The 25,388-nt window shown below is 61.4% G+C and carries 29 protein-coding genes and 2 pseudogenes; 12 read left to right on the forward strand and 19 right to left on the reverse strand.

Going from position 1 to position 25,388, the window contains the following annotated elements; genetic code table 11:
• Nucleotides 1–6 precede the first annotated feature (6 nt).
• Nucleotides 7–657, reverse strand: a complete 651-nt coding sequence (locus WGT02_RS13015) for a uracil-DNA glycosylase family protein (RefSeq protein WP_024312847.1) — start codon at nucleotides 655–657, stop codon at nucleotides 7–9.
• Nucleotides 651–1,187 (reverse strand): thermonuclease family protein, encoded by a 537-nt coding sequence (locus tag WGT02_RS13020; protein WP_024312848.1) that lies wholly within the window; start codon nucleotides 1,185–1,187, stop codon nucleotides 651–653. The genes WGT02_RS13015 and WGT02_RS13020 overlap by 7 nt, the downstream gene beginning before the upstream one ends.
• A gap of 106 nt (nucleotides 1,188–1,293) precedes the next feature.
• Between WGT02_RS13020 and WGT02_RS13025 the strand changes: the two genes are divergently transcribed.
• Nucleotides 1,294–2,829, forward strand: coding sequence for a sensor histidine kinase KdpD (locus WGT02_RS13025; protein WP_208250267.1), 1,536 nt, complete (start codon nucleotides 1,294–1,296; stop codon nucleotides 2,827–2,829).
• A gap of 10 nt (nucleotides 2,830–2,839) precedes the next feature.
• Here WGT02_RS13025 and WGT02_RS13030 read toward each other — a convergent pair whose 3' ends face one another.
• The 3 genes from WGT02_RS13030 to cobT all read right to left on the reverse strand — a co-directional run bounded on the left by WGT02_RS13030 (nucleotide 2,840) and on the right by cobT (nucleotide 4,743).
• The gene (locus WGT02_RS13030; protein ID WP_024312850.1) at nucleotides 2,840–3,037 is read right to left on the reverse strand and encodes a hypothetical protein; all 198 of its coding nucleotides are present in this window, start codon (nucleotides 3,035–3,037) and stop codon (nucleotides 2,840–2,842) included.
• Nucleotides 3,038–3,226: 189 nt separating this feature from the next.
• On the reverse strand, nucleotides 3,227–3,607 hold the full coding sequence (locus WGT02_RS13035; RefSeq protein WP_029709865.1) for a diacylglycerol kinase: 381 nt from the start codon (nucleotides 3,605–3,607) through the stop codon (nucleotides 3,227–3,229).
• Between the two features lie 119 nt (nucleotides 3,608–3,726).
• Nucleotides 3,727–4,743, reverse strand: coding sequence for a nicotinate-nucleotide--dimethylbenzimidazole phosphoribosyltransferase (gene cobT, locus WGT02_RS13040; RefSeq protein ID WP_024312852.1), 1,017 nt, complete (start codon nucleotides 4,741–4,743; stop codon nucleotides 3,727–3,729).
• 139 nt (nucleotides 4,744–4,882) lie between these two features.
• On the opposite strand from cobT, the gene WGT02_RS13045 reads away from it, so the two are divergent.
• From WGT02_RS13045 to WGT02_RS13055, 3 genes are read left to right on the forward strand one after another with little or no spacing between them, the layout of a single operon-like run.
• Nucleotides 4,883–5,665: an adenosylcobinamide-GDP ribazoletransferase gene (locus WGT02_RS13045; protein ID WP_024312853.1), complete on the forward strand. Its 783-nt coding sequence runs from the start codon at nucleotides 4,883–4,885 to the stop codon at nucleotides 5,663–5,665.
• Between the two features lie 18 nt (nucleotides 5,666–5,683).
• The gene (locus tag WGT02_RS13050; RefSeq protein ID WP_024312854.1) at nucleotides 5,684–5,899 is read left to right on the forward strand and encodes a DUF1289 domain-containing protein; all 216 of its coding nucleotides are present in this window, start codon (nucleotides 5,684–5,686) and stop codon (nucleotides 5,897–5,899) included.
• Nucleotides 5,896–6,597, forward strand: coding sequence for a TIGR02281 family clan AA aspartic protease (locus tag WGT02_RS13055; protein WP_024312855.1), 702 nt, complete (start codon nucleotides 5,896–5,898; stop codon nucleotides 6,595–6,597). Before WGT02_RS13050 ends, WGT02_RS13055 begins: the two co-directional genes overlap by 4 nt.
• A gap of 31 nt (nucleotides 6,598–6,628) precedes the next feature.
• On the opposite strand, the gene WGT02_RS13060 is transcribed toward WGT02_RS13055, so the two are convergent.
• From WGT02_RS13060 to WGT02_RS13070, 3 genes are all read right to left on the reverse strand, one after another.
• Nucleotides 6,629–7,390 carry an ABC transporter permease gene (locus WGT02_RS13060; protein ID WP_024312856.1) on the reverse strand — a complete coding sequence of 254 codons (762 nt, stop codon included), beginning with the start codon at nucleotides 7,388–7,390 and terminating at the stop codon, nucleotides 6,629–6,631.
• A complete protein-coding gene (locus WGT02_RS13065) occupies nucleotides 7,387–8,313 on the reverse strand; it encodes an ABC transporter ATP-binding protein (protein WP_024312857.1) in 927 nt (308 codons plus the stop codon). The genes WGT02_RS13060 and WGT02_RS13065 overlap by 4 nt, the downstream gene beginning before the upstream one ends.
• 390 nt (nucleotides 8,314–8,703) lie before the next feature.
• Complete coding sequence (locus WGT02_RS13070) at nucleotides 8,704–10,035, reverse strand: extensin family protein (protein ID WP_024312858.1); 1,332 nt, start codon at nucleotides 10,033–10,035, stop codon at nucleotides 8,704–8,706.
• 287 nt (nucleotides 10,036–10,322) lie between these two features.
• Between WGT02_RS13070 and WGT02_RS13075 the strand changes: the two genes are divergently transcribed.
• Both WGT02_RS13075 and WGT02_RS13080 read left to right on the forward strand, forming a co-directional pair.
• Entirely contained in the window at nucleotides 10,323–11,369 is a 1,047-nt protein-coding gene (locus WGT02_RS13075; protein WP_208250266.1) for a GGDEF domain-containing protein, read from the forward strand.
• Between the two features lie 109 nt (nucleotides 11,370–11,478).
• Entirely contained in the window at nucleotides 11,479–11,898 is a 420-nt protein-coding gene (locus WGT02_RS13080; protein WP_024312859.1) for a DoxX family protein, read from the forward strand.
• 70 nt (nucleotides 11,899–11,968) lie between these two features.
• Here the strand turns inward: WGT02_RS13080 and WGT02_RS13085 are convergent.
• The 7 genes and pseudogenes from WGT02_RS13085 to WGT02_RS13115 form a co-directional block, all read right to left on the reverse strand.
• Nucleotides 11,969–13,371 (reverse strand): annotated as a pseudogene (locus WGT02_RS13085) (pyridoxal phosphate-dependent decarboxylase family protein).
• A gap of 113 nt (nucleotides 13,372–13,484) precedes the next feature.
• Nucleotides 13,485–13,700, reverse strand: a complete 216-nt coding sequence (locus tag WGT02_RS13090) for a hypothetical protein (RefSeq protein WP_024312863.1) — start codon at nucleotides 13,698–13,700, stop codon at nucleotides 13,485–13,487.
• A gap of 71 nt (nucleotides 13,701–13,771) precedes the next feature.
• On the reverse strand, nucleotides 13,772–13,966 hold the full coding sequence (locus WGT02_RS13095) for a hypothetical protein (RefSeq protein WP_037119333.1): 195 nt from the start codon (nucleotides 13,964–13,966) through the stop codon (nucleotides 13,772–13,774).
• A 161-nt stretch (nucleotides 13,967–14,127) separates the two neighbouring features.
• On the reverse strand, nucleotides 14,128–14,301 hold the full coding sequence (locus tag WGT02_RS13100; protein WP_375678352.1) for a hypothetical protein: 174 nt from the start codon (nucleotides 14,299–14,301) through the stop codon (nucleotides 14,128–14,130).
• Nucleotides 14,302–14,414: 113 nt separating this feature from the next.
• Nucleotides 14,415–16,076 carry an alpha/beta-hydrolase family protein gene (locus WGT02_RS13105; RefSeq protein ID WP_024312865.1) on the reverse strand — a complete coding sequence of 554 codons (1,662 nt, stop codon included), beginning with the start codon at nucleotides 16,074–16,076 and terminating at the stop codon, nucleotides 14,415–14,417.
• Between the two features lie 316 nt (nucleotides 16,077–16,392).
• On the reverse strand, nucleotides 16,393–18,213 hold the full coding sequence (locus tag WGT02_RS13110) for a methyl-accepting chemotaxis protein (protein ID WP_024312867.1): 1,821 nt from the start codon (nucleotides 18,211–18,213) through the stop codon (nucleotides 16,393–16,395).
• 214 nt (nucleotides 18,214–18,427) lie between these two features.
• Complete coding sequence (locus tag WGT02_RS13115; protein WP_225039569.1) at nucleotides 18,428–18,712, reverse strand: LexA family transcriptional regulator; 285 nt, start codon at nucleotides 18,710–18,712, stop codon at nucleotides 18,428–18,430.
• A gap of 28 nt (nucleotides 18,713–18,740) precedes the next feature.
• Here WGT02_RS13115 and WGT02_RS13120 point away from each other — a divergent pair, with 28 nt between their 5' ends.
• From WGT02_RS13120 to WGT02_RS13140, 5 genes are all read left to right on the forward strand, one after another.
• Nucleotides 18,741–19,856, forward strand: coding sequence for an IS630 family transposase (locus WGT02_RS13120; RefSeq protein WP_208245192.1), 1,116 nt, complete (start codon nucleotides 18,741–18,743; stop codon nucleotides 19,854–19,856).
• 155 nt (nucleotides 19,857–20,011) lie between these two features.
• On the forward strand, nucleotides 20,012–20,398 hold the full coding sequence (locus tag WGT02_RS13125; RefSeq protein WP_024312868.1) for an acyl-CoA thioesterase: 387 nt from the start codon (nucleotides 20,012–20,014) through the stop codon (nucleotides 20,396–20,398).
• A gap of 3 nt (nucleotides 20,399–20,401) precedes the next feature.
• The gene (locus tag WGT02_RS13130) at nucleotides 20,402–20,794 is read left to right on the forward strand and encodes a hypothetical protein (RefSeq protein WP_024312869.1); all 393 of its coding nucleotides are present in this window, start codon (nucleotides 20,402–20,404) and stop codon (nucleotides 20,792–20,794) included.
• A gap of 71 nt (nucleotides 20,795–20,865) precedes the next feature.
• Nucleotides 20,866–21,312, forward strand: a complete 447-nt coding sequence (locus tag WGT02_RS13135) for an SRPBCC family protein (RefSeq protein WP_208250264.1) — start codon at nucleotides 20,866–20,868, stop codon at nucleotides 21,310–21,312.
• On the forward strand, nucleotides 21,305–21,637 hold the full coding sequence (locus WGT02_RS13140) for a helix-turn-helix transcriptional regulator (RefSeq protein WP_029709866.1): 333 nt from the start codon (nucleotides 21,305–21,307) through the stop codon (nucleotides 21,635–21,637). Before WGT02_RS13135 ends, WGT02_RS13140 begins: the two co-directional genes overlap by 8 nt.
• Nucleotides 21,638–21,725: 88 nt before the next feature.
• On the opposite strand, the gene WGT02_RS13145 is transcribed toward WGT02_RS13140, so the two are convergent.
• Nucleotides 21,726–22,037, reverse strand: coding sequence for a DMT family protein (locus WGT02_RS13145; RefSeq protein ID WP_029709867.1), 312 nt, complete (start codon nucleotides 22,035–22,037; stop codon nucleotides 21,726–21,728).
• Nucleotides 22,038–22,375: 338 nt separating this feature from the next.
• On the opposite strand from WGT02_RS13145, the gene WGT02_RS13150 reads away from it, so the two are divergent.
• On the forward strand, nucleotides 22,376–22,825 hold the full coding sequence (locus tag WGT02_RS13150; RefSeq protein WP_225039667.1) for a hypothetical protein: 450 nt from the start codon (nucleotides 22,376–22,378) through the stop codon (nucleotides 22,823–22,825).
• A gap of 69 nt (nucleotides 22,826–22,894) precedes the next feature.
• Here WGT02_RS13150 and WGT02_RS13155 read toward each other — a convergent pair whose 3' ends face one another.
• The 3 genes and pseudogenes from WGT02_RS13155 to WGT02_RS13165 form a co-directional block, all read right to left on the reverse strand.
• Nucleotides 22,895–24,142, reverse strand: coding sequence for an MFS transporter (locus WGT02_RS13155; RefSeq protein ID WP_208250263.1), 1,248 nt, complete (start codon nucleotides 24,140–24,142; stop codon nucleotides 22,895–22,897).
• A 162-nt stretch (nucleotides 24,143–24,304) separates the two neighbouring features.
• A pseudogene (locus WGT02_RS13160) lies at nucleotides 24,305–24,630 on the reverse strand (hypothetical protein).
• Between the two features lie 96 nt (nucleotides 24,631–24,726).
• The gene (locus WGT02_RS13165; protein ID WP_208250262.1) at nucleotides 24,727–25,386 is read right to left on the reverse strand and encodes a dihydrofolate reductase family protein; all 660 of its coding nucleotides are present in this window, start codon (nucleotides 25,384–25,386) and stop codon (nucleotides 24,727–24,729) included.
• Between the last annotated feature and the right edge of the window lie 2 nt (nucleotides 25,387–25,388).

The raw sequence follows: 25,388 nt of genomic DNA on the forward strand, positions 1-25,388 counted from the left end.
TTTGTTTCAGTCAGTCAGGAGTTTCACGCGTTCCCGCAGAATTGGCAGCAGCTCCGCCTCGAACCACGGATTGCGCTTGATCCAGGCCGTGTTGCGCCAACTCGGATGTGGCAGCGGCAAAATTGCCGGTGAGCGCCGATGCGACAGCGTCGCCCGCCAGGCCCGCACTGTCTCGGTCATGTTTTCGCGGCGCTTGGCGCCCATGTGCCAGGCCTGCGCATATCGGCCGACCGCCAGCAGAAGTTCAATCTGCGGCATCGCCGAAATCGTCCTGCTCTGCCAGTGTGGTGCGCATTCGCGGCGCGGCGGCAGGTCGCTACCCTTGGCGTCATAGCCGGGGAAACAGAAGCCCATCGGCACGATGGCGAAGCGATCGCGGTCGTAAAACGTCTCCCGATCGACCTGCAGCCAGTCGCGCAGGCGATCGCCGGATGCATCGTTGAACGGAATGCCGGTCTCGTGAACCCTGAGGCCAGGCGCCTGCCCCGCGATCAATATCCTCGCCTTCGACGATATCACGGCGACTGGCCGTGGCTCGTGCGGCAAACGAGCGACCGCCCCGCCAAGCGGCGCGTCACGACAGATGCGGCAGGCTGCAATCTCCTGCCGAAGAGCATCCAGCACCCACTCGTCCGGCGCGTTTTTGCCAATCACCATCCAAGCAACCCCATGATGCCACGAGCATCTGCACGCGGCGCATGGTCGCGGACGCTGCGGGGCATCTCGAACGTGCCTGCCCAGAGTCCGGCTTTCTCCACCCGCGCCCGCGCTTCCTCGTCGCCATAGGCGCCATAGGATACCGCCATGCCTCTGCGCACCATTGCAGCGTTAAGATCGACGCCGCCGGAACGACAGACGACAAGCAGACGATCGAAGCGGTCCCGCTCCGTTCCGCTGCACTGCGTATCTGCCGGCACGATAAGAACCTGCAGTGCCCGCTTCGCCTCCTGCCCGCATGCCCATGCGCTGCCTGCCCGTTCGCACCTCTGGCTGAGCTCCGGCGCATCGATGCCGTAAAGCCGCATTCGCTCCTTGCCGAGGTTCAGGCTGTCGCCGTCCGCCGCATGAAATTGGCCGGAATAAACCGTCTCGGCCCCGTCGTTCAGCTTGGCTGCAATCAGCCATAGGAATGCCAGCAGAGCCAGCGCCGTCACGCCGTCGCGCATCACCCGCAAACCGCGTGTCACGCTTTCGCCTCCTTCAAAAACAAATCCTTGGCAAAGATGCCTAACATCATCTTAAGAATTGCGGTCTAGGGTGTAGACACCCGCGGATCAAGTTTCAACGTGCACAATGAGTACAGGCGTTAGCACATCGGCCGATAAGAACATCGTCGACAAGTCACGCAGTCACCGGAACAAGCCTGTGTCGAAGGCTGTTCGACTGACGCGGGAACGCCTCCAGTCGAGCCACGCAGCAAGCGGCGCATTCGATCGCGACGTCCTCGTGATGTACATCAATGCTGTCCCCCAGGGCGCGTCGATCGTACCGCTCTTCGTCATCATTATTGCCGCTCTCGGCGTCTACTTCACCGAAAACACGCAGATCTTTCTGTGGGCGCTGCTCACGCTGACGGCCCATGCCGCAAACGTGTTCCTCGCGCGACGCGCCCGCGGTCAGGAGATCAACGCGACAACCGCGCGCAAATGGCGCCGCGTTCTCTTGCTTGGGCAATTCATGGTTGGCTGCTGCTGGGCGGTGTTCGCCCTGCAGGACTGCACCGCATGCGAGCCCTCTAGCTTCCTGCTCTACAAAGGTGCCACGCTGCTCATTGCGCTCTCCGTCACGGCAATGTCGAACTTCATGCTGACGCCGTCGGTCCTGATAACCTTTGCACCTGTCGTTCTCGGACTGGTTGCCAAGGCCGGGCTCTCCCGCGAAATCCTCGAGATCAGCCTGACGGCCATCTTCACCACGACGGTGATCCTTTTCAACTACATCAGCGACCGGCTCTTCCAGTCCAACCTGAAGATCCTCGCATATCAGGCCGAGAAGGACGATCTGATCGCCGAGCTGGAAGTCGCAAAATCTATGTCGGATGAAGCCCGTCGTCGGGCGGAGGAAGCGAACCTGGCAAAGTCCCGCTTCCTCGCCTCCATGTCACATGAATTGCGCACACCGCTTAACGCCATCCTGGGCTTCTCGGAGGTCATGTCTGCCGAGGTGATGGGGCCGCTCAACAACCCCACCTACAAGGAATACACCAACGACATCCACCGCTCTGGCGAGCATCTGCTGAACCTTATCAACGAGATCCTCGACCTGTCGCGCATCGAGGCTGGCAAATACGAGCTCAGCGAGGACGCAATCTCGCTGCTGAACATATCAGAAGATTGCATCGGCATGGTGCAACTGCGCGCCCGCGGCAAGAACATCACCATCTCGCAGCAGTTCGAGGCCGAATTGCCTGCCGTCTGGGCAGACGAGAAAGCGCTGCGCCAGGTCATCCTCAACCTGCTTTCGAACGCCGTGAAGTTCACGCCACAAGCCGGCGAAATCCACGTGAAGGTCGGCTGGACGGCAGGCGGCGGCCAGTACATCTCCATCAAGGACAACGGTCCCGGAATTCCGGAAGAAGAGATCCCTGTAGTCCTGTCGGCTTTCGGCCAGGGGTCGATCGCGATCAAGAGCGCAGAACAGGGCACCGGCCTCGGTCTGCCGATTGTTCAGGCGATCCTCGCCAAGCACGACGGCCAGTTCATCCTCAAGTCGAAGCTGCGCGAAGGCACCGAAGTTATAGCGATCCTGCCCGCCAAGCGCGTGCTGCAGACCGTCCCGGCAGTCGAGGATACGCCGGTGGTTTCCCGCAAGCGTCGGAGCTTTGCGTAGCCGTCCTAAATTAGTCGATGATCCGCTTCAAATCAGGGTCGTCTTTTAAGTCCTGCAGGTCATTGTCGATGCCGGTCGGATCGGTCAGGTTCTTGAGAGCTCGTTTGGCGGTCTCGCTGAGTTCTACGGCGCCTTGCGCGCAGCATGCAAGACAGCGTCTCGCGATGCCGTCTCGGGCATCCAGCCTGTCGGTCAGCGACAGTCTCAACGCGTCATTGCGAGCCTGCTCTACCAGACCAACGGATCTATCAAGGCAGTCGAACTGGGCAAGAAACTCGCGGCCACGTCCGCGGCGAAGCTACCGCGCTAGTGGTTTCTGATGGCTGCCGCCTACGGCCAAAAGCATCACTATTTGCCGAGCGATGCATCCGCCGAGGAGCGCACCTTGCGGGCGCCGTCATCCGAACAGCAGATGCTTCCCGATCGTGAACACCAGGAACACGCCGCATGCGACGATCATGCAGACGACGGCGAAAGATCCGAGATCCTTGGCGTGCTTTCCCACCATCGAGATCTCGGGCGAAATCCTGTCGATGACTTCCTCGATCGCCGTGTTCAGCGCCTCGACAGCGAAGAGTGCGAGAAACAACACAGTGGCGATCATCAGCTCGGCGAGTGCCGCACCGACAGCGATCAGCAGGATCAGCGAAACCGCGAAGAACAACAGTTCCTGCCGGAACGCAGCCTCCTTGATCAGCCGCCGGAAACCGCCGATCGAATAGCCGGCTGCTGCAAGGAAGTGGCTGATGCCAGTGAGTTTTGTCACGGCAGGTTTCATCAAGTGCCCTCGTTGTCCATCAATGGCGGCCGTTGCCGCCACCAGTCAGAAATTGCGAATACCGGTTCACGACCCCCGCGGCAAGAACTCTGTCATCAACCTGTCACAAACCCGAAAGCTCAGTGCTTGTTGCTGACGCCGGCCTGCGAGAACGTTGCCATGCCGGAATGGCAGGCCGCCGCTGCCTTGACGATCCCGGCCGCCAGCGCTGCTCCCGTCCCCTCGCCGAGCCGCATGCCGAGCGCCAGAAGCGGCGTCTTGCCGAGCATCTCGACGGCCCGCAGATGACCCGGTTCGCCGGAGACGTGACCGATCAGGCAGTGGTCGAGCGCTGAAGGATTGGCGGCCTTCAGGATGGCGGCGGCCGCCGTTGCGACATAACCGTCGATCAATACCGGGATCCGCTCGACTCGCGCGGCAAGGATGGCTCCAGCCATCGCCGCGATTTCGCGGCCGCCGAGGCGGCGCATGATCTCCAGCGGATCGTCCAGGTGATCGCTGTGCAGCGCGACCGCCTTTTCGACAGCAGCAATCTTGCGCTCCAGCATCTCGCCTTCCGAGCCGGTTCCCGGACCGACCCAGTCGCGCGCGTTGCCGCCGTAAAGCGCATAGTTGATCGCCGCTGCGATCGTGGTGTTGCCGATTCCCATCTCGCCGATGCAGAGAAGATCGGTGCCGCCTGCGATCGCTTCCATGCCGAATGCCATGGTCGCCGCGCAATCGCGCTCCGACAACGCGGGCTCCTCGGTGATATCGCCGGTCGGGTAGTCGAGAGCGAGATCGAATACCTTCAGGCCGAGATCATAGGCCACGCAGATCTGGTTGATGGCCGCGCCGCCGGCCGCGAAATTCTCGACCATCTGCTGCGTCACGGCCGACGGAAACGGCGTGATGCCCTGCCTAGTAACGCCGTGGTTGCCGGCGAAGATCGCCACCAACGGCCGGTTCACCGCCGGTGCCTTGCCCGTCCAAGCGGCAAGCCAGAACGCAATTTCCTCGAGCCGGCCGAGCGCGCCGGGCGGCTTCGTCAGCTGCGCATCGCGTTCGCGTGCGGCTGCGAGTGCCCTGGCATCCGGCCCCGGCAGATCGCGCAGAAGTGCCCGGAAATCATCGAATGGCAGGCCTGAGACGCTCATGAATTCGGTTTCCTTGTCTTGGTCGATAACTTGTCTTTTCGCTGCAAATCAGCTTCTTTCGTCGCCACTCTCTTAAAGGCAGCCGCGGAGGCGAACAACTCCAAAAGCGCTGCATATGGTCGCGGGGTCGAGCTGCACGATGAACATTGGAAACTATGCGGCCGACGTCGCTCGCGCCGTTGCCTTTCTCAGCCGCATTCCGATGCCGCCTTCTGCCTTCGTCGATTTCAACGGCAAGCTTGACAGGGCCTCCCGCGCCTTTCCGGTCGCAGGCATTGTCATTGCGCTCCTGCCCGCGCTTGTCTTCCTGGTGATGCTCTGCCTGCATGCAGACCGGCTGATGTCGGCTTTCGTCGCGCTTGCCGTACAGGCGGCATTGACAGGCGCGCTTCACGAAGATGGTCTGGCCGACTGCGCCGACGGCCTCGGCGGCGGGCGCGACCGCGAGCATGCACTCTCGATCATGAAGGACAGCCGCATCGGCACCTATGGCGCAATCGCCTTGATCCTGTCGTTTGCGCTTCGAGCAGGCGCACTCGCCGCAGTCGCACGCGCAGCCCCGCCCTTGGCCGCAGCGCTCGCTCTGCCGGCGATAGCCTGCATCAGCCGTGGCGCGCTTGTTTGGCACTGGCATCGGCTGCCATCGGCAAAACCCGATGGCGTAGCCGCCGCCGCAGGACAGCCGAGCGAAGGCACGATGCATATGGCGCTTGCCTCCGGCTGCCTTTTGTCGGCTCTGCTGCTCTGGCCAAGCCTTGGCCTCCTGCCCCTCGTCTGCGCGCTTCTTGCCTGTGGTTTGTCGGTCATGGCCTTTACCCGGTTCGTCCGTCGCAAGCTCGCCGGGCATACAGGCGACACGCTTGGCGCGGCCCAGCAGATTTCGGAAATCGCCACCGTCTGCGCCCTTGCCATGGCTTTGTGAAACCTCGATATAGATTGCATGCAAACACCCTGCATCCATGTCTGCTCGATCGATCCGGAAACCGGCCTGTGCATGGGTTGCGGCCGTACGCTTCCCGAGATCGGCGGTTGGATGTCCTTCTCCGACGAGGAACGCCGGCAGCTGATAGCCATATTGCCCGCGCGGCTTGCCGCAAGCCGACTGGCAATCCCGCCACAGCCGATGATGCAGGCCACAGCGGAGCAGCGTGCATGAACCGTCTGACGATCGTCCTTGCGGTCCTTGGCCTGGGTCTCGCCGTACTCATATTCAGCGATGACACGAACCGGATCTTCGGCATGAGGACCGACGATTTCGGCCGCGTCGTTTATCTGCTTCCGATCGCGCTGATGCTGGCCGCCGGCGTCTGGGCACGGCGCACGAGCGCAAGTGAGACCCTGCGCAATTTGATGATCTGGCTTGTGCTGATCCTCGCTCTTGCGACCATCTATCTATATCGGCAGGAGGCGCTTGGCATCGGCCACCGCCTGCTCGCCGGCCTTGTCCCGGGCCGCGCAGTCGTCGTGACCACCAGCGAGGGCGTCGAGGAGGTGATCCTTCACAAGCTCCTGAACGGTCACTACGAGGCCTATGTCACGATCAACGGCCAGAGCATTTCGATGCTGGTCGACACGGGTGCAAGCATGATCGCGCTATCCCGCGAGGACGCGGAGCGGGTCGGCATCATTCCCGAGAATCTCGATTATTCGATGAGCGTCATGACGGCCAACGGTCGCGCCCGCGCAGCCCGTGTGACGCTCTCCGAGGTCGCGATCGGCCCGATCATCCGTCATAACGTTCCGGCCAGCGTCGCGCAGGACGGAAAGCTCGACCAGAGCCTCCTCGGTATGAGCTTCCTCTCCACCCTCGGATCTCTGCAGATCCAGACGGACGAGCTGCGGATGCGAGACTAGGGACGGCCCTTGGACCTCGCGCAGGTAGCAGTTAATTTCGCAGCCTGTATCCCGTCTTGAAGATCCAGCCCAGCGTCCCCAGGCAAATCGCCAGGAAGATCGAGATCATCCCGAGGCTCACCAGCGGATTGACGTCGGCAATGCCGAAGAAGCTCCAGCGGAAGCCGCTGACGAGATAGAGCACCGGATTGAAGTGGCTCACCGCCTGCCAGAACGGCGGCAGCATGCTGATCGAATAGAAGCTGCCACCAAGGAAGGTCAGCGGTGGCACGACGAGCATGGGGATGAGGTTCAGCTGTTCGAAGTTGGTCGCCCAGATGCCGATCATGAAACCGAACAGGCTGAAGGTGATCGCCGTCAGCAGGAAGAACAGGACCATCATCACCGGATGCTCGATCCTCACATCCACAAATATATTCGCCGTCAACAGGATGATCACCCCGATCATCAGCCCCTTTGTCGCCGCAGCGCCGACATAACCGAGCAGGATTTCGCTCATGGCCACCGGCGCCGACAATACCTCGTAGATCGTGCCGGTGAATTTCGGAAAGTAGATGCCGAAGGATCCATTGCTGATGCATTGGCCAAGCAGCGTCAGCATGATCAGCCCCGGTGTGATGAAGGCGCCGTAGGAAACGCCCTCCACCTGTTGGATCCGCGAGCCGATCGCCGCGCCGAAAACGATGAAATAAAGCGATGTCGAAATGACAGGCGAAACGACGCTCTGCAACAGCGTCCGGCGTGTGCGCGCCATTTCGAAGAAGTAGATGGATTTGATTGCTTCGACGTTCATTTCGCTCCTCCCACGAGCGCCACGAAGATGTCTTCCAGCGAGCTCTGCTGCGTCGAAAGATCCTTGAAGTGAATATTGTGCTCGCCGAGCCGCGTCAGCAGCGTTGCGACGCTCTCCTGCTCGTTCTGGGCATCGAAATCGTAGATCAGCCGGCTGCCGTCTGCGGCGAGCGAAAGACCGTTGCCGGCAAAACGGTCCGGCAGCTCCTGCAGTGGCTCGTTCAATTCGAGAATGAGCTGCTTGCGGCCAAGCTTCGCCATCAGCGCCGTCTTGTCTTCCACCAGCAGGAGCTCCCCGCCGTTGATGACGCCGACGCGATCGGCAATCTCTTCTGCCTCTTCGATGTAGTGCGTGGTCAGGATGATCGTGACTCCGGAGCGCCGCAGCTTTTCGACGACGTGCCACATGTCCTTTCGCAGCGTCACATCGACGCCCGCGGTGGGCTCGTCGAGGAAGAGGATTTCCGGCTCATGCGACAGCGCCTTGGCGATGAGCACGCGCCGCTTCATGCCGCCCGACAGTTGCCGCAGCATGTTGTCCTTTTTGTCCCACAGCGAAAGGTCGCGGAGCACCTTCTCGATATGCGCCGGATCGGATCGCTTGCCGTGCAGCCCGCGCGAGAAGCTGACCGTATTCCACACCGTCTCAAACTGGTCCGTGGTCAACTCCTGGGGAACGAGGCCGATCAAAGAGCGCGTCGCCCGGAAATCCTTGACCACATCATGACCGTCAACGGTCACTGTGCCGCCACTCGGATTGGCGATACCACAGACAATCGAGATCATCGTCGTCTTGCCCGCGCCGTTCGGTCCGAGCAAGGCCAGAATCTCGCCGCGCTCGACATCAAGGTCGATACCCTTGAGCGCTTGAAATCCGTTGGCATAAGTCTTGGTGAGATTTCGGATGGAAATGATCGGGGCCATAAAGGGCTCTTCTGACATCTGCGGCGGGAGTTGCTGGGGCGCTATATATCCGCTTTGAGTAGTTTTGACATCCCGGCACAGACGAACAGAGTATTCACTTGCGTGAAAACGCGTCTGAAAGAAAAAACCATTCGCGCCTGTGGAAAACTCCAAAGCGGCAAGATGTCATCAACCGGTGATATTTCTCAGCCATAAAGACGGCGAGGCAAGCAAGCGCTCTCCGTCCCGCCGCACCCCTTGCGGAGAGCCGCCTGAGCGATCTCGTTACGCTCCCTTTGCTTCCTCGACATGCAGTGAAGTGTATCCAGTCATCACATGCCGTGACCCGGCCGGGCGGCGCCGCCCGCGCTGCGTTCGCCTTGGGCCGGCTTTCGAGCCGGCCTTTCCTTTTCAATCGCAGTAGACTTTGCCGCTCTGGCGCGCCCGGAGATCGAAGTGGAAATGGTTCCAGTGCTCCGGATTGCTGCCGGGTCCGAGCACCGTATTGAAATACTTGCAACTGTCGCTGCGCACGGCCTGCAACAGCCGGCCCTCCCGGAACGAGAACAGCCCTTTCTTGCGCACGTCGATCGCGTGACCGCTCTTCAGGACGAATTTGCCGACATCGATTGCGTTGCCGCGGGCATGCTCGGACATCGGGTTGTAGCGCTGCCGGCTGTTGTTCATGCGGCGGCAGCTATATCCGCCGAGAGGCTGAATGGTCTTGATGCCGGACCAGTAGCGAAAGCGGGCGGAAGGCGCGAGTTCGTTCTTGACCCATTTGGCGAAGGCGAGTGTCACCTGGCAATTCAGTGTCACCGCTGGCCGGACGCCGATATTGCCGGAAAGGCCCTGCAGGGAAATCGGGTACGGCACCTGGCAGGCAGGCCCGTTCGAGATCGGCGGCTTCTCGGAATAGACGACGCCCATGCGCTTCAAGTCGCGACGGCAGGCAAGCTCCGAGGCCGGCATCACGCTCGGATCTGCGGGGGCGGCCGGTTCACTCATCATCGGCGCGGTCGGGTTGTTGGGTCGCAGCATGGCGACCTGCTGTTCCTCGTTCTCTTCCGGCACGCGCGCCGGCGCGACCACCGGCCTTCCATCGGTCCACACAGGCGCGTTGCCCATCTGCGCCTGCGCGGCCGGCGCGGGGATCCGCACGCGGTTGAGCTGGGTGGGATTGTCGGTACCGATGCCATCGACAACGGGCTGATCGGACTGGCCCTCGGCAATCTGTTGCTGTTGCTCCTCGGCAAGACCGACGGCGGGCTCGGCTCCAAGTTCAGCGTCCATATTGACGCCGCCCGCAGGCACGGCGAGCTGCTGCGTGCCGCCCCAGGTCGTAGGCTGGTTGCGAAGAGAGCCGGCTGCGCCCTGTGCGCCCGCCATTGCCTCGTCGCTATCGATCATCGGCAGTCGCCCGGCCTGCGCAGGTGCCTGAAGCGCTTGCGATTGGCTCTGGGCGCGGCGTTTTCCCGTTCCGGCAAGATTGGGCGTGTTGAGGTAGTCGACGGATCCGGCAGCATCACTGACCGGCGCATTTGCTGCCGGATAGGCCTGCTCACTCGGTGCCATCTGCATCCGCGCAGCAGGCGCGCGACGCTCAGGCGGAGAGATCGACCCCACCCGTGTGCCATTGTCTACGTCGCCGGGCGGAATAAGGCCATCGGTCGAACACGTTGCCAGTGCTGTCGAGAGCAGCACTGGCAACACGTATTGCCGAAGAATGGAAACAAACGCCATGCTCTCATCGCTTCCGAGGAACGGCAGGGATCTAAAACTTAAGCCGAAATTTAATGAAGAACGGTGAACGAAAGCTTACCTGGATTGCTACCGCCCGCGTCTTGAGCCCGATAGAGAGCCGCAACAGCACACGCAGGCCCGAGGGAGAAACGCTTGCCCGGACGCGCAGATGTTCCGGTTTGGGCATCGGTTTGTTCGACAACGCAATTTGCTGCACAATGCACAGAACGAAATCTTAAGTCATTCCAACGATTGTAGGATTTGGATCGCCAACCGTTGGGTCGGGCATGAAGCTCCTCGCTACTTTCGCCAAAATCGCCGCTCGCCTGGCACCATCCCGGCGTGGCAGCCAGACTGTCATAGAGGCGCTCCAAAGTGCCGTCGCGGAAAAAGAGCAGCAGCTCGAACAGCAGGCGATTGCCCTCGCCCACAGCCGAAAGATATTCGATCGCTCATCCGAAGCCGCCAGGATCGGCGTGTGGGAATGCAGCCTGCCGGACAACCGCCTTGTCTGGACCAAGATGGTCTATGATCTCTTCGACGTGCCATACGAGGCCGATCTCGATCGCGCGGAAATCTTGAAATGCTATTCCAAGGAGTCGCTTGCCGAGCTTGTACGGCTGCGCAGCCGCGCGATCCAGGAGCAGAGCGGCTTTACGCTCGACGCGGAGATCGTGACACCCAAGGGCAATACGCGTTGGATCCGCATTACGGCCACCGTCGAATGTGAGGGCGATGTCCCTGCCCGCATCTTCGGCATGAAGCTCGACATCACGGCCGAAAAGATGATGTTTGACCAGATCCGCTATCTCGCCGAATTCGACATCCTGACGGGCCTGCCGAACCGCGCGCAGTTTCAGACGGCCCTGCAGCGCCTGCCACTACGCTGCATCAGTGGCAGCAGCGCCGCCCTGCTGCTCATTGATCTCGACGGCTTCAAGGGCATCAACGACACCTTCGGCCACCAGGCTGGCGACGAGTGCCTCAAGGAAACGGCAGAGCGGCTGCTTTCAGCGTGCAAGGGAGCAGACCTCGTGGCCCGCATTGGCGGCGATGAATTTGCGGTCCTTGTCAGCGGCTACGACAGCGCCGAAAGCGTCGCCAAGCTCGCTGAGACCGTCGTCCATTGCCTCACCCACTCGGTCGAACGGGACGGCGCCAGAATGCATGTCGGCGCGTCCGTGGGCGTCGCCTTCTTCGATGCATCAATGAACTCCAACATCTTTGTTTGTGCCGATGCCGCACTCTACAAGGCCAAGACTGACGGCAAGAACCGCTTCCAGGTCCACGAGGCTCCCGCGTGTATCGACAATCCGGAGATGGACGCTGCCTAGCCTCCTGCTCGCGCTAGGGCTCAGGAGGCAAGGCTGGCGAATTCTCGTCTCTGGTCTATGATGCGAGCGCGCTGCCTGAGGTCGTTGGCAGCGCGGCACGGAGGTTCATATGGCAGACGGCAAATCCTCGGTCGGCACAGGAGCGATCGACATTGCGCTATTGATCGGCCGACTGCTTCTCGCCTGGATCTTTCTGCATGAGGGCGTCTCGCTGGCGCTCAATTTTTCGGGGGCCGTCGAGATGGCTGCACAATTCGGATTGAGCGTTCCACTGCTTGTAGCAACGATCGCTCTCCAAATCGGCGCCGGCCTATCCATCGCCACCGGGCTTTTGACCCGCATCGGCGCGTCCGCCTTAGGCCTATTTTGCGTCGCCACTGCCACGCTTTTCCATACCAACTTCAGCGATCAGAACGAACTGCTTCATTTCGAAAAAGATCTGGCCATCGCGGGCGGCATGTTCGTGCTCGCCGCCGCCGGAGCGGGCACTCTCTCAATCGATCACTGGCTAAGGGGTCGCGGGCAGTAGTGCCGGGCCACGCTGGACGGCGACTGGCATGCGTCCCGTCGCAACCACGACACGACAGGTCACTATAAGGTTACACGGCGTCGCGCCGCTCTGCCCGATAGGATCTCAAGATCGCATCGACCGCCTTCGCCGCTTCGGCAGCGTTCGTCTGGTAGTTGGCAACCGATAGGCGCATGACCTGCCTGCCGCGCCATGTCGCTGCGCCGGCAAACAGAGCGCCCTCGCGCTGAAAGGCGCCGATCGTTCGCTTGGTGAGCTCGTCGGCCTGCTCAGGCGGCAGGTCCGCTCCGAAGCGCACAATCACCTGATTGAGGAGCACATCGTTGCCAATCGCAATTCCCGGTTCCCCGGCAAGCACCAGTGCCATGCCTGTCGCAGCGTCGCAGGCGCCGTCGACCAGGGCCTCGACGCCGCTGCGCCCGAGATGCCTGATCATCGCCCATGTGGCAAAGCCGCGCGCCCGCCGCGACAGCTCCGGCACATAGTGCGAAGGATCGCGCTCGCCCTCGCTGGCAAGCGGCAGATAGCTCGCCGATATGGTCATGGCCCGCCGGTGCGCAAGTTCGTCGCGCACGATCGCATAGCCGCAATCATAGGGCGTCTGCAGCCATTTGTGCCCATCGGTGGCCCAGCTGTCCGCCTGCTCCACGCCGGCGGTTAAATGACGCCGCCGCGCCGAGGCCTGCGCCCAGAGGCCGAACGCCCGGTCGACATGCACCCATGCGCCCTTCGACTTGGCAATCGGGATCAAGTTGCCGAAATCGTCACAGGCGCCCGTATTGATCTGCCCTGCCTGGAGGATCGCTATGCAAGGGCCAGAGACATCGGCAACGGCCTGCTCGAACGCCACCGGCGCGATGCTCCCCAGATCATCCGTCGGGATCCGCACCACGCGATCGTGGCCGAGGCCGAGAAACTGCAACGCGGAGAACACCGTCGTATGCGCATCATCGCCGATCAGCACCGTGATTTGCGGCGCTCCCCGTTGGCATCGACATCCCAGCCTGACCGTAGCAGCACCTCGCCTCGAGCGGCCGCAAGGCAGGTGAAATTCGCGACGGTCGCGCCCGTGACAAAGCCGACAGAACAGCCAGCGGGAAGTCCAAGCAGCTGAAGCAGCCAGCGCGCGCCTACCGTTTCAGCGGCGGCCGCCGACGGCGACGCCGTATGGTTGCCGGCATTCTGTCCCCACGCGCTCGTTAGAAAATCGGCGGCAACTCCCATCGGGTGAGAGCCTCCGATGACCCAGCCGAAAAAGCGCGCGCCGGTCATCAGATGCAATCCCGGCTCCGCCGTCGTCACCAGTTCGTCGAGCACGTCGACCATCGGCGATGACTGTTCAGGCAGCGGGGCGGCAAAGGCCTCCACGGCGGTGGCATAGTCACGCAATGGGCGATGGGGGCGACTGTCGGCCGTGTCACGAAAGCGCACGGCATGATCGGCGGCGATTGAGAACAATTCCTTCGTGCCCATGGCATCCGCCTCCCCATATCGCGCTGCCAAAGCATGCGATGGCGGAGATTAGCCTGAACTCTGTGGCGGTGCAGCCCGACGGCTAAACGCACCGGTGACGTGCCCTCAGAGCGTCAGCCCCCGACGCTGCGAAACGCTGTGGGCGCATCTCGTTTCTCACTGCCGTAGAGTTCATTCATGATTTTGGCGACCTCGACGGCGTGGCGTTCCGTCAAGCCATGCAGTATCTGCCCGCCGAAGGACGCAGGCTCTTCAGTCTGGTTGTCCCACACCATCCAGAGATCGAGCGGGTCGCAAATGACGTCGTATCGTTGATCGGAACTATACATGGGTAAATTGCCTTACGAACCCTACCCGTTTAAGCCCCTACTATTAACGCGCCCTTGCTTCGGACTCCCAATTAGCGCGAGCGATTTCTTGTCCTGATGATCGGGAAGCCCAGAAAATACCAGGACAAGGCAGTTCCCAAACCCACCGGCGCGATCGCACCGATGTTGCCGCCGCGCAGCAGGCAGGCCAGAAGCCCTGCGGCCACCCCGACGATCACCAGATCGATCAGGCACGGCCGCGATTCGGATGATGATTTCTCTCCCATGATGTCGGCTTAGGTCATCCGCCGGGGTTGAAAAAGGCCTTGCCCCCGAGATACCTAACAGAGTCTGAATATCAGTAACATCGTCTCTCTGAGAGACGTCCGAAGTACCAATTTGATGCACCCGCCGCCGCTGGCGCAGAACAAAACTGACGCGCCCTCATTTATCGCGCAGGAACGCTGCCCGTGACGATCCGATCCGTCTTCATCACGTCCATCTGCGGCCAGTTGGACGCAGCCTCGGTCGCCGGGCGACTGCCGACCGCCAGAATTGTGATCAGACCAGCCACGATGGCAGTAAGAAGCAAGCCGCTGTAGGTCATTGTTTCGAGCCTCAATGCTGTGGTTTCCCAGCCACTGCGGCGCAAACTGATACGAGACGCTGAATGAAGGCCTAATGAACATGGTTAACGTATAGCGTTTCCCTGTTTGAAACACGGTCTGTGGATAACTAGTCGCCCTCGCCCGTCTGCACGGACCGCTCCTCGAACAGCCGCTTCAAGGCGTTGAGCCGCTCGCGGTCAATCTTCGCGTCCGTCACGGCGATCCAGCCATCGATATAGTGCTGGGGGGCATAGACGTGGCCGTACCCCATCGGAGAACTCGTTGCGATCGCCATATCGACCAGCAATTGCAGCATTGTCAGCGCCGGAAACCAGCGCAGGCTCGGCGAAACATCTGGCCCGCGCGGACGCCTCATCCATGCCGGCTCCCGATAGAAAGAATAGGGATCGAAGAACGTCACGGCGTCGCTGGCATACTGCAGATAGACGATGCGAATGGGTCCCCAGTTTGCGCCGGGAATATCCAACTGGTTCGTCTGGTTGGTGAATCGGATGAGGGATCCGTCGCGGAACTGCGGCAACCACGCAGGTGATTGGGGATTGCGCGCGGCCGTCACGTCTCGCCACATCCTGCTTTCAAAAGGAGGCCCGCTCCACAACGCCCCCTGGAATGGATCCGCCACGATGTCGAAGATATCCGCGGAGACTTGGGAATTCAGTGCTCCAAGGCTGAGGCCGTGCAGGTAAAGCTTCGGTCTCTCGTCCCGCGGCAACGTTGTCCAGTAGCCGTAGACCTCGCGAAACAACGCCCTGGCGGACGCCGAACCGTATTCCGGCTCGACAAGCAGCGACAACCAACTTGTCAGATAGGAATATTGAAGCCCGACGCTCGCCACGTCCCCGTGACGCAGATACTCGAGCGTGTCCATTGCCTCCGGGTCGATCCAGCCGGTTCCCGTCGGAACGATGATGATGAGGAGCGAGCGTTCGAATGCGCCTTGGCGCTTCATCTCTTCGAGTGCGAGCTTTGCGCGCTCCTCGATCGTTTCTGCGTTGTTGAGGCCCACATAGGTTCGCAGCGGCTCGCGCGCCGGCGTCTTCCAGAAATCGCCGATTTGCGCGGCTGTCGGCCCAGAGACGATGAAATTACGGCCCTGACGCCCAAGTCCCTCCCAGGCGACAAGCGAGGCGGCGCTTCCGGTCTTTGCCGGATCGCCTGGGATAGGAACGCCGTCTTCCAGAAGCGCATCGACCCTTTGGAATGAACTGTCGGCTAGATGCAACGCCGCACGCAGGAGCACGCCGTCTACGACAGACCAGAAGAGGGCGATCGCAAGGACACCCCCAGTCAGCTGCGAGACGCGGCGCGGCACGAAGCGCGACAGCCACTTCGACAGGAACAGACACGTGAACCGGAACAGCCGACCGATCAGAAGAGCAACGAAGAAGGCGACGGTTGCGACAAGCGCGACACTGAAAGGCTCAGCCGTATCGACGCGCTCCATGTGCCACAAGTCACGGATCGAATTCTGCCAGCCGGCAGCGCGCCAAAGGACGACCACCGACAGCACAACACCCAGTCCGCAAACGATCAGGTTGCCGGGCAGTCTGCGTCCGCTGGCGACCGGCAGCTCCAGGTATTTCCACAGCCAGGTAAAGGTTACCCCGAAAAGATACCCTACGGCGGCGGCGATGCCCGACAGCGCGCCTTGAATGAAGAAGGAGCGCGGCATGAGGCTCGGCGTCAGCGATGCGGCAAAGAAAATGAAGCCAAGTGCCAACCCCGGCGTCGAAAGCGACACGAATAGGCGCAGCAGCAAATGTCTCATGCGTTCCCTCTCATTTGCTTCTCGCGCCTGTAGAGACCGACCATTTGCCGTTCGTGACTTTGACATTCCCCATCAGCACGAAATTCAGGAAAGGCGCCCAGGCTGCAATCGACAACAAGCAGAAAACGATGCCGAACAAGCTCATGCATGGGAAGCAAGGCGAGAACCGAAGCATTCGTGGACTCCATTGCGGACGCCATGCACATTACTATCTGAAAGCGCAAATTCAAAGGACGCAACGGGCAGGTAGGCATCACGAAAAAGGTCCCCCGTGGCGTCGCCCGGGAGACCCTCGATCTATTTGTTAGTCAACTCATCAGGCAGCGCGGGACATCCGTCCTGCACCATTTCCACGGGCAGCACGCAGTCTGAAATTGGCCAGCAAGGTGCTCAACTGCCGGCTTTCTTCGGCCAGTGTCTGGCTTGCAGCCGTCGTCTCCTCCACCATCGCGGCATTCTGCTGCGTCATCTGATCCATGTGGTTGACCGAGGTGTTGATCTCGTTGAGCCCCGTGGCCTGCTCGCGCGCTGCAGTCGCGATCGAGGCGACATGGTTGTTGACACGATTGACCAGCTCCTCGATTTCGAGCAGCGCATCACCAGTAGAACGCACCAGCGTTACGCCGTTTCCGACTTCGCTTGCCGAGGTGCTGATGAGTACCTTGATCTCCTTTGCTGCGTTTGCGGAGCGTTGAGCCAGTTCGCGTACTTCCTGTGCGACCACCGCAAAACCGCGACCCGCCTCGCCTGCACGTGCCGCCTCGACGCCGGCATTCAGCGCCAGCAGGTTCGTCTGGAAGGCAATCTCATCGATGACGCCGATGATCTGGCTGATGCGGTTTGATGAGTCCTCGATCCGGTTCATCGCGGTGACCGCATTGCGGACGATCTCGCCCGACTTGCCGGCGCTGGTCTTGGTTTCCGCCACCATCTCGCGGGCTTCCGCCGCACGTTCCGAAGCAGTCCGCACGGTCGCGGTGATCTCGTCGAGTGCCGCCGCCGTCTCTTCAAGGGCGGCCGCCTGCTGCTCGGTGCGCTTCGACAGATCGTTCGTGGCTGCACTGATATTGCCGGCGCTGTCGTTGACGACACGGGTCGATTCCGCGATCGCCTGAATCACGCCGTTCAGCGCGTCGACGGCTGAGTTGAAGTCGGAACGCAGCTTGGCGTAATCGTCGCCGAGATCGCCGATCGATACGGTCAGGTCACCGGCGGCAAGCTTTTCCAGGCCTGCCCCGAGCGACTGGATCGCAAAGGTCTGGCGATCGGCTGCCGAGCGCCAGTTGGCCTCGTTGCCGCGACGCTCCTCCTCGATCTGCAGCTGGTGCTGGCTCTCGCGATCGCGCATCAGGGTACGCTCGCGGACGGAGTCACGCAGCACAAGCAGAGACTTCGCCATTGCGCCGATCTCGTCACGCCGCTCGTGATCGACGATCTCGCCGACGTCGCGTTCATCGGCAATGGCGTTCATCGCGCCCTTCAGCCGAGCGATCGGCGAGGTCACGCTGCGTACGATCCCGAAGGCGACGCCGATGATCACGATCGCGCCGATCAGGCAAGCCCCTACGGCCCAGATCGCGTTCTGGCGATAGAGCGCCGCAAGGTCGTCGGCATAGACGCCGGTGCCGACCACCCAGCCCCAGGGCTCGAAGCCGACCACATGAGAATATTTGAGCACCGGATCGGCCGCACCCGGCTTTGGCCAGTAGTAATCAACGAAGCCTTCGCCACTCTTCTTCACGGTATTGGCGAACTCGACGAAGATGAACTTGCCGGTCGGATCCTTGTTCTGGGACAGGTCCGTTCCGTTCAGCTCCGGCTTGATCGGATGCATGATCATCCTCGGGTGCATGTCGTTGATCCAGAAGTAGCCATTGCCGCCGTAGCGCATGGCTGAAATCACCTCCTTCGACGCGGTCTGCGCCTGCTCCCGCGTCATGGCGCCGGACTGTTCCAACTTGTAGTATTTCTGGAAGATGGCGATCGCCGTCGCATCCATCTGCGCAAGACCATGCTTGCGCTCGCTCTCCAGCTTCGCGTGCGAATAGTTGAGGAAGAAGGTGATGGCGAGCACCAGAATGGTCAGCGCCAGCCCCACGAGAGAATAGAGGCGAGTGGAAATCTTGACGTTACGCATTGAGCCCCGGCAGTTCAGAATTTGAGAATAGTCAAATACTGCAATGCGAGCCTTACCGGATCGTGAATTTTAATTAGAGTTTACTGAACTGCCGCTGCGTGAGCACTTTCGCCACCACCGCATATTTCCAAGGCAAAGCATTGATTTTTATTGACAAGCCACGACCCGTGCAAACCGCGCTAGTACCGCGCCACAGAGATTATGACGGGTTGGGTTATCGTAGAATGGGCAAGTCTTCTGGTGGGATGAGAAGTTGGATGCTGCGTGCTGCGCCTGGCACGCGGGATATAAATCCTGCCTTCTCGAGGGTCAGCACCATCTGGTGAACAGACGGAGCCGTAACGGCGAAGTGGCGACGCATGTCGGCTTCGGCCGGAGGCTGTTTGAAGATGCGGCTGTAGGCGTAGATGAAGGCCAGGTACTGGCCTTGGACTTGCGTAAGGCCATGTCTTGCCGTTGCGGCTTGCGGGTCAAGTGAGGGACTCATTTTCGGATTCATCTGCGTCTCCGCGCTGAAGGAGGTGTCGATGAATATAAAGTTTCACGTAGAGCTTAGCCAATCGGAACGTGATCAACTGGCCGTTTTGTTGAGCGGGGGACGCCATGCGTCGCGCAAGATCAAGCGCGCCCAGATCCTGGTGGCGGCGGACGAAGGCTTCAGCGACGAGGTGATCGCGGCAACCTTGAACGTCAGCGGATCGACGATTTACCGGACCAAGCGCCGGTTTGTGGAAGCCAATCTGGAAGGCGCGCTCAGTGAAGAACCGCGCCCGGGTGTTGAGCGCAAGCTATCGAGCAAGGAGGAGGCGCTGTTGGTGGCGACCGCCTGCTCAAAGCCGCCGCCCGGGCGAGCCCGCTGGACCCTGGAGCTTCTGGCCGATGAGATGGTCCGACTCACCGATCATGACGAGTTGTCCTCGGAGACCGTACGTCGCCGGCTGGCTGAGAATCATCTCAAACCTTGGCGCAAAGACATGTGGTGCATCCCAAAGCTCGATGGGGAATACGTCGCGCGCATGGAGGATGTTCTCGACCTCTACGCAGAGACGCCTGATCCACAAAGGCCCGTGGTCTGCTTCGACGAGAGCCCGACCCAACTCATCGGCGAAGTGCGCGAGCCCATTGCGGCCAAGCCTGGCCAGCTTGAACGCTACGACTGCGAGTATCGCCGAAACGGCACGGTCAATCTGTTTGTCTTCATGGACGCCCACCAGCCCTGGCGCAGGGTGAAGGTCACCGATCGGCGAACCAACCAAGACTTCGCCCAGTGCATGCGCGAACTGGTCGACGTCGATTATCCCGACGCCCCGATCATCCGCGTGGTGATGGACAACCTCTCCACCCATTCCGCCGGGGCGCTTTACGACGCATTTCCAGCCCCGGAGGCTCGAAGGGTGCTGAAGCGACTGGAGTTCCACCACACGCCCAAGCACGCCAGTTGGCTCAACATGGTCGAGATCGAGATCGGTGTCCTGCGCAGCCAATGCCTCGACCGTCGTATCGACAATAAAGACACCATAATCGCCGAAGTCGCAGCCTGGGAGCAGCAACGCAACGCTAATGGCGCAAAGATCCAATGGATGTTCACAACCGAAAAAGCCCGCCAAAAGCTCCGCAAAGCTTACCCCGTCAAAGAGTCATAATCTCTGTGGCGCGGCACTAGGTAAGATCTCATAGAACTATGGTAGCAGGTGCGGCGGCCAACGCACCGTCTCTCGACAGGGCCGCGTTTCGCTTCAACGGCATCTGCGCTACGGTCCTTCGGAATCGCTATCCATATGCTGAAGAGGAACCTTGCATGACCGACAACGCCAAGCCGAGTGGCGCGCTGACCCTTCGCACCGTGGCGATGCCCGCCGATGCCAATCCGGCGGGTGACATTTTCGGTGGCTGGGTCATGGCACAGATGGACCTTGCCTCGGGCATCACCGCCTCCGAGCGCGCCAAGGGCCGTGTCGTCACTGCGGCCGTCAAGGAGATGGCCTTCGCCCTGCCGGTGAAGATCGGCGATACACTGTCGGTCTATACGACGATCGAAGCCGTCGGCCGCACCTCGATCATGCTCTCGGTCGAGGCTTGGGCCACGCGCGCCCGCTACAACAACATGGAAAAGGTGACAGCGGCGACTTTCATCATGGTTGCGCTCGACGAGAGCGGAAAGCCCAAGCCGGTTCCCGCGGAGTAGGCCATGGAATCGGTCGCCTCGCCGGAGGTCTTTCTCCACATCAAGGTGGTGATGGGGATGGTAATCTCGCTGAGCCTTGCGCGGCTGCTGACCGGCATCGCTGGTATCATCCAGCATCCGGGAAAGGCCAAGCCCTATGCCGTACACTCCCGCCGGCGCTGGTTCTTCGGCACGCTCGCCCTCACCTACGCTGTCGACATCGTCGACACTGCGATCAAGGGCGCTGACCACATCCACTCCATCGGCTGGGAGTATCCGGCGCGCAACATCGTCTATGTCATCCTCTGCCTCATCGCCGCATGGACCGCAAACCGCCGCTTCCACACGGCCTTTGTCTGGCTCAATCTGGTCTATCAGGTCAGCTTCATCTTCCGCATCTACGACATCCTCGGGTAACAATTCGCAACTTTTTGGTTGCCAATTCATCGCGAATATGCGATTTAAAAGGCAACCAGGAGGTTGCTGATATGTCTGACCGCGTTGAGAAGATCATCGAACTGAATGCGCCGGTCGAGCGCGTCTGGAAAGCCATCACCGATCACCGCGAATTCGGCGAATGGTTCCGCGTCCAGCTGGACGGCCCCTTCGTGCCGGGCGAGAATTCGACCGGTCACATCACCTACCCCGGCTACGAGCACATTCGCTGGCAGGCGACCGTCAAGCGCATGGAAGAGCCCGAACTGTTTTCCTTCACCTGGCATCCCTACGCCATCGATCCCGATGTCGACTACTCCGGCGAGCCGCCGACCCTGGTCGAGTTTCGTCTGGAGCCGACGTCATCGGGCTCGCGCCTGACCGTCACGGAATCGGGTTTCGACAAGGTCCCGCCGCATCGCCGCGAGGAAGCCTTCCGCATGAACGACGGCGGCTGGGCCGAACAGATGAAAAACATCGAGGAATACGTCGATCGCTAACGTCGAATTCCACCGCGCGAACGCGGCAATCCTGTTCGCCGCGCTGGGGGACCCGACGCGCCTGTCGCTGCTGACGACCCTCAGCGACGGGCGCGAACGCTCGATATCAGGGCTTTCCGTCGGGACCGCACTCAGCCGGCAGGCGGTGACGAAGCATCTGCACGTGCTGGAACAGGCCGGCCTGGTCCGCTCCGCCAAAGTCGGGCGGGAAAGCCATTACGCCTTCCAACCCGATCGGATCGGCGAGATGCGCGCCTATCTCGACAGCGTCTCGCGACAATGGGACGCCGCGCTCGAACGCCTGCGCGGCTTCGTGGAGCGGTAGATCTGTCTGGGCGTGCAGGAACGGCATCGGCTTGTCGCGCTGAGACCGGGACGATTCCGCCCGTTAAGTCGCCCGCAATTCCAGACCGTTAGCCGCGGAAGATGAAGGATGCGCCGATCGCGATCAGGGCAAAGCCGATCACGTGGTTCCAGGTCAGGGTTTCGCCGAGCCAGAACACCGAGAAACCGGAGAAGACGAGCAGCGTGATCACTTCCTGCATCGTCTTCAGCTGCGCCGTCGAGTAGACCACCGAACCGATGCGGTTGGCCGGCACGGCAAGGCAGTATTCGAAGAAGGCGATCGCCCAGCTGACGACGATGGCAATGAACAGCGCCGTGCCCTTGTGCTTGAGATGTCCATACCACGCAAAGGTCATGAAAATGTTGGAAGCGAAAAACATGACAACCGGCCAGACGGCCGAGAAGCTTTGCCAAGCACGCCGCCCGTTGCCAACATGGACAGCCCTACCCCGCCGGTAGCCGGCGCGCCCGGACCATTCGTCCACGCCCGCGCAATCGCGCCGGAGACGATCCTCTGTACAGACCGCGACGAAATCCGCGAAGGCGGCTCCCGCTCCCGGCGCGATTGCAATGCGGCCAATATCCGCAAGGGCACGTCTCGCCATCGGCGACGACGGCAGCTTCGCGATCGTTCCTAACGAGGATGCCGGAAAGGCAGCGCTGGCGGGTGCGTCCATCGACGTTGCGTCGTTGGCGGCATCGACCACGCAAGGACTGGATGACCATCGCCCGCCGCGTGGCGGCCCTTCCAGCGCGTGAACGCAGCCAATGGCCTGATCCCGGAGAGAACCCGCGCATCCTCAATGACCTCAAGGTGTGCGCGGCTTTCGTGAACTACTCCTCGTCACAAGCTGCCACATGGGCACCGACCATCCGGGCGCCCGCTCCTTCTTCCGGGACAAGAAAAAGCAGTTTCATGTGCGGCAAGACCCGCAGCCGGGCGCCACCGCGGTTCGCCGCTATGCGCCGCCCTTCACCGACCAGAGCTGGGCCCAAAGGCAACGGCCATGTCGGCTTCGTGGTCGCCTGGACGAGCACGACGGTAACGCTGCTTGGCGGCAACCAGGGCAACACGGTGTGCGAAAGGACCTTTCCGCGGCTAGAGAAGAACAGCTCCGTCGCGAAGGAATCTGAATTCGTCCGCTTCCTGATGCCGGTCATCGTCTGACCCAAGGGTAGTCGAAAGAAATGCAGGCGCGGCCATGCCGCGCCTGCCTTCAGCGGTTCGCTTGTCCGATCATGCGCGCACGCCGTGCGGCTCCTCTGCCTCATCCGTGCCGAACCGCACGTCCTTCTTCTCGAAGCCGAAGCCGGCAAGCAGCGCGACGACGATGGCGACGATCACCGCCACGATCAGGAGCGCGTAGGCATAGTCGCCGTCCCAATGCGCGGCCAGCCCCGCCTGCAGCGTCGCATTGCCGGAGGCCAGCAGATTGCCGAGCTGGTAGGCAAAGCCCGGGAAGGTCCCGCGCACCTCGTCCGGCGACAGTTCGTTCAGGTGCACCGGCACGATGCCCCAGGCGCCCTGCACGAAGAACTGCATGAGGAAGGCGCCGACGGCGAGCAGCACCGGCCCCGGCGCATAGACCCAGAGCGGCGCCACCGGCACGGCGATCAGCGAAGCGATAACGATCGCTTTCCTGCGGCCAATCTGCTGCGACAGCGCGCCGAAGAACAGGCCGCCGCAGATCGCGCCGATATTGTAGACGATCGCGATCGCGCCCGTTGTGTAGCTGTCATAGTTACGTTGTGTTTCCAGGAAGGTCGGATAGATGTCCTGCGTGCCGTGGCTGAAGAAGTTGAACGCCGTCATCAGCAGCACGACCCATATGAACAGCGGCACGTTCTCCCGCAGCACGCTGAGGAAAGGCCGCCGTCCCTGCTCCCGGCGCTTGAGGAAGGCCGGGCTCTCCTCGACATTGCGCCTGATATAGTACACCAACAGCGCCGGCAGTGCGCCGACGAAGAACATGCCGCGCCAGCCGATAACCGGAAAGAGCAGGAAGAAGACGATCGAGGCAAGCAGATAGCCCGAGGGGTAGCCGGCCTGCAGGATGCCGGAAACGATGCCGCGGCTTTCCTCCGGCACGGTCTCCATGACGAGTGAGGCGCCGACGCCCCACTCGCCCCCCATGGCGATGCCGTAGAGCGCTCTCAGCACGATGAACATGGTCAGCCCGGTGGAAAAGCCGGTCAGGAACTCGAACAGTGAATAGAACAGCACATTGACCATCAATGTGATCCGCCGGCCGTATTTGTCCGACGCCAGCCCGAACAGCAGCGCGCCGAGCGGCCGCATGGCCAGCGTCAGGAAGATCGCAACCGACACGGCCGGAACGTCGGTATGAAACTCCTCTGCAATGTGCTTAAGAACGAAAACCAGAATGAAGAAATCGAAGGCATCGAGCGTCCAGCCGAGATAGCTGGCGATCACGGTGTTGCGCTGCTGCGGGGTGAGCGCGCGCAGGCTCTGCAGTGCGGACATCATTGTTCCTCCGTCCGAAAGCGGCGGCGAGGCGGGCAATGTCCGGATGCCGTCGAAGAGAGGGATCGACCAGGGACGGGCGAGGTCGAAGCTGTGACAGGCAGCCTCGGCTAACGTCAGCAATGCTGTCGTGGTTCCCGCCTGCGACAGTTTGACCGTCGCTCAGCGCTCGGCGGCAAGCTTCTCGCGGATATGATCCGGCCCGCCTACCATGCGTCGGGCGAACGGCCGTTCGGGGTCGACAACGCGCCAAAAGGGAGCGCTGTCGTCCTGGCTGATGCGTACCAGATGCCGGTGCACGGTCACCGGGCAGCACGCATCCGCTTCGTACTTCGCCGCGAGTGCGCGCCTTACTCCGCGATATCCGACAGATGGCCCGGCCGGGCGGCGCGCAATTCGTCGGCGACCATCGTCTCGCTCGGGATCAGCATGCTCTGAATAGAGTTTTTGCCCTTGCGCCGCGTTTTGATCAGCGGAAGCTCCTCCACGACTCACCTCTGGAAACCGCGTCCAAGGAAAACGAAGAGCAGCGCCGGGATCCGCTGCTCCTCATTTGGTTCAAGACGGCACCCCATCCCATCGCCTCAGCTCAGCTTCCTGCGCCGCTCCAGCTCTGCCGCAGTGGGCTGCTCGAATTCGAACGAGCCGGTGATGATGTCGCCGCTTCGGACATATTTGTTCACCGTCACGCCGGAACCGGAGACCTTCGAACCGACGAGTTTCAGCGCGCCCGGAAAGGCGCCGTCGCCGAACAGTTTCTTGCCTTTGCCGAGCACAACGGGAAAGAATGAAATATGCAGTTCGTCGACCAGGTCGTTTTGGAACAAGGTCTGCAGGAAGTCGGTCGATCCCTGCGTCAGGAGATCCGGGCCATCGCTGCTCTTTAGCGCCTTGATCACACCGACGACGTCGGCGCCGAGCACTTGGCTGTTCTGCCAGCTGAGCTTCAGGTCCGGGTTACGGGTCGCAACGTACTTGGTGATTCGATCGAACAGCGGTCCGATCGGGTCGTCGGCAGCGACATAGGGCCAATGCGCGGCGAAGATATCATAGGTCTTGCGGCCGAGCAGCAAATCGAAGGGATTGGCGAACATCTCGCCCACGGCCTCCCCCATCGCCTGGTCAAAATAAGGGGCGGCCCAGCCGCCATACTTGAAGCCGCCGATTGGGTCCTCATGCGGGCCGCCCGGCGCCTGCATGACGCCGTCGAGACTGGCGAATGCACCTGTGATGATCTTTTTCATGT

It is taken from the genome of Rhizobium sp. T1470 (genome assembly GCF_042140505.1).
Taxonomy (GTDB): Bacteria; Pseudomonadota; Alphaproteobacteria; order Rhizobiales; family Rhizobiaceae; genus Rhizobium; species Rhizobium favelukesii.